Below are 3,522 nucleotides of genomic sequence, written 5' to 3'. Positions count from 1 at the left end.
CTTTCCCGGGACCGCGGTTTTTCATCTGGCTCTCCCCGTGAATATTTCAAGCGTGCTCTTGTAGAAGTTCATATCCGTCCCCGCGGCAGCCCGTGATCACCGCGGTGTCCTCCTCCTCTCGACGGGGATCTGGAGCACGAACTCCGCCCCGCCCCACTCGCTCCGGGCAACGTCGATCAGGCCGCCGTGGTCCATGATGATCCTGTTGCTGATGCTCAGTCCCAGTCCCGTGTTCTCGCTCTTCGTGGTGAAGAATGGGTCGAATATCCGGTCCCGTATGTCTTCGGAAACGCCGGGGCCCGAATCGGACACTTTCAGGATGATCGTGTTGTTTTCCGAGGACGTGGTTATCCTGATCCTGCGCGGTATCGATGTGGTCCGCATGGCTTCGGCCGCGTTCGCTATCAGGTTGAGGATGAGCTGCTCGAAGAGGCGCCTGTCGGCGTAGCATTTCGGCAGGTCGGGGGCCAGCTCCTTTTTGATCGATATATCGCCCCGTAAAATCGAGACGGAGGAGAGCGTGACCGCCTCCTCGACGATGGCATTTAGGTCTGTCAGCGCGAAGGTGGTCAAGCCGGGCCTGGAGAAGTCAAGGGCCTTGCGCACCACCGACTCGATCTTGTTCGATGCCGCCTGGATCTGGGAGATGATCTCAGCGGCTTTCCCGCCGTTCTCCCCCCGTTCCAGGAGCGCTCTCAGGGTTTTCGTGTAGATGTTGATGCCCGAGAGGGGGTTTCTGATCTCGTGGGCGACCCCGGCGGCAACGCGCCCGAGAGAGGTAATCCTGTCCTTCACCACCATCGCCAGCTCCTTGGACCGGGTGATGTCCATCACGTTTAGGAGCGTCGCCCTCTTTCCCCGGTACTCTATCGCGCTCGCCCGGCAGTAGATCCATCGTGTATCGCTTCTGATTTCACCCGCGATGCGGGAGGAGTGTCTCAGCTCTTCTTCCACCGAATGCAGGGCGCCCGAGCGCACCCGTTCGAACATGTTCAGGAACCGTTTGGCGTCTTCGGGATGGATCCCTCTCAGCTCATCGAGCTTTATCGGCGCCTGTATCGGGCCGAAGAGCCGCTCCACTTCCGGGTTACGGTAAACTACCTGGCCGTCCTGGGCGATGAGGATGCCGGTGACGGCGCTCTCGACCAGGTCCCGGAACCTCTTCTCGCTCTCCTTCAGCGCAGCGGTTGACCGCAGGCGCTCGGTGACGTCCTCGCCCGAGCTGAGCTTGGCAATCACCTCACCGTTCTCATCCCTCAGGAGCGAATTGCTCCAGGCGATTATCCTCTCCTCGCCGGACCCTGTCAGGACCGGGTATTCGATGTCCACGGGGATCTCGATCTCCCCCGCCAGGACCTTCCGGAATATGGCGGACACCTCCTTTCCCGTCGCCTCGGGGAGGCATTTTTGGAACCAGTTCTGCCCGATGAGCTCGCCCTCGCCGTAGCCGAGGATCTCGCAGCCTTTCTTGTTGATGAGCGTTATCTCCCCCTCCCGGTTCAGGGCGACGATGATGACCCCGGCTATGTTGAGGAAGCTCTGCGCCCTGTTGCGCTCACGGGCCACCTCGTTACTGGTCCTCAACAGGTTGTTCGCAAACTGCCGGATACGCGTGTTGTGGCCCCGGATGGTACGGACGTACAGGCAGAGAAGCCCCGTGAGAAGGATACCGGCCAGAAGGATACCGGGTGGCAGCAGGGTCTTCTTGGAAGCGATGAGGCCCGGCTGGGGAAACATGACCACCTGCAGATTCAGGTTTGCGATGGGGAGCGTTTCCTCGAAGGTGATGCCCGCCGCGTATGCCGCCTCGAACGAGGGGGGGGCGCCGGTGACGGCCCCCGTTTTTGGCATGCTGCTGAAGAAGAGGGGGGTTTTCCCCGGGGTTGCCGGGCCGTCGAAGAGAAACAGCCTGACCGGCTCGGCCTCCCGGGAGGATATGGCGTTTGCCGCTACCTGCGAAATATCCAGCAAGCCGATCAAGAACCCCTTGTGGGCCCCGCGCCGCTCATCGGCGGTGTCCAGGGGGACGCCCTTTCGGTAGTGGGGGGAGATCACCAGGTACTGGCTCACGCTCTCTCTGTCCCCCCCGAGAGGGATGTGCCGGGTAAGCAGGAGACTCCCCGTGTCCCTGACCCTGTCCAGGACTGCCCGCAGGCCGGGCTCCGAGTAGAGGTCGAAACCCACGTAGAGCTCGTTTCCCGCGCGGGGCTCGATGTAGCGGACCGGATAGTACTCCTCGCGGGTCCCGGCGCGAACGGGTCGGTTTTCCCCTCCCCTCTCGGTGACCTGAGCCTCCCGGGTCCCTTTTCCCCGGAGTTCCCTCTCGAAAGGCGCTCTCTCTGCACCCGTGACACGGGGCGCCCAGATCTCCGCCGTTATGCCCTGGTAGTGGGACGTCGTGGGGTAGGTGTAGACGGCAAACTCGGCCTCGGTGACCAGCTCCGACGATTCGTAGTAGGTGCGGAGGTCGTCTACTTCGTGCAGGTTCATCGCCAGCTCCCTTTTCAGCACCGCCATCTGCTTTTCGGCGCTGCGGGCGAAGCCGAGCGCTATCCTGGAGTCTTCCGCCTGCCTGGCGAAGAGGAAAAGGACGGTGGAGAGCACCAGGCCGACCAGAGCAATCAGGCCCAGCTCGAGGTACTTTCGGTGTAGTGATAGCTCCTTCATGCCTTCTTCGGGGGCCCTCCCTGTGTGCGGAAACCCGGTCGATGCGACAGATTTGCCTTTTTCTTCAATCTCTTCCCCGGGAAAGCATCCCTTCGCGGGTGCTTGGGCGAAAAAATGCCCGGGCAACCAAGTTTACCATANNTTTGTATACGGAGGTGCATGGAAATTGATGGTCACATGAGCGAAACAAACGCCCGTTCGATGGCGGGACGATCTTTCCGGAAAGGGGCGCACGTGTCTCGGGAAGGGGGGGAAGCTCCCGCCCCGTCACCGGTCGTTTGTGGTATTCTCCTGCTCTTTCATGGCATTCAGAAAGGCCCTGTCGATGGCATCCGATTTGAAGGGTTTTTCTATGATCCGGATCCCCATGGAGGCGGCCTCCGGGGGAATCCTTCCGGGGACGCCGGGGCAGATGAGCATGTTGATCGAGTGCGGGTTCTTCGACAGGCATTGCCGCAGAAAATCGAACCCGCTCATGTCGGGAAGCGAAAAATCGGCTATGACGATGTCAAAGGGCTTTTCCGCCAGCGCTTCCAGCCCCTCCCTCCCGCTGTCCGGGGCATAGGCATCGCATCCGTTGCTCTTGAAGTACCCTGCCAGGGAGTTTTTGATCCACGGGTCGTGGGCGATAAGCATTATTCTCAGCCCCGCGAGCCAGAGCCAGAGGCTGGCGTAATCATCGGGCATAGCGTAAGCTCCTGCCACGGATTGAGCAATGACTATGCCAGCGCTAAAGAATTTAACAATATATATAAATATCAACCACTTATGTGTCTCGAGGGTAACCTGAAGGTGCCCGGGGGAGGGAAAATGTAGAAAATATTCGAAATTGCCGGTCGAAAAAATGAGAACGGG

At 60.3% G+C, this 3,522-nt stretch carries 2 protein-coding genes; both read right to left on the bottom strand.

The window, feature by feature from the left end; all coding sequences use genetic code 11:
• Positions 1-96: 96 nt before the first annotated feature.
• On the bottom strand, positions 97-2,667 hold the full coding sequence (locus GTN70_11305; protein ID NIO17548.1) for a PAS domain S-box protein: 2,571 nt from the start codon (positions 2,665-2,667) through the stop codon (positions 97-99).
• A 267-nt stretch (positions 2,668-2,934) separates the two neighbouring features.
• On the bottom strand, positions 2,935-3,354 hold the full coding sequence (locus GTN70_11300; protein NIO17547.1) for a response regulator: 420 nt from the start codon (positions 3,352-3,354) through the stop codon (positions 2,935-2,937).
• Between the last annotated feature and the right edge of the window lie 168 nt (positions 3,355-3,522).

The organism is Deltaproteobacteria bacterium, assembly GCA_011773515.1.
GTDB lineage: Bacteria > Desulfobacterota > Deferrimicrobia > J040 > J040 > WVXK01.
The sequence above is the reverse complement of the archived record's forward strand: the minus strand, read 5'-3'. Positions and strand labels throughout refer to the sequence as shown.

What these genes read in the sequence shown, in the direction of transcription:
- GTN70_11305 (NIO17548.1), bottom strand. Translation starts at nt 2,667, where the DNA reads ATGAAGGAGCTATCACTACACCGAAAGTACCTCGAGCTGGGCCTGATT.
- GTN70_11300 (NIO17547.1), bottom strand. Translation starts at nt 3,354, where the DNA reads ATGCCCGATGATTACGCCAGCCTCTGGCTCTGGCTCGCGGGGCTGAGA.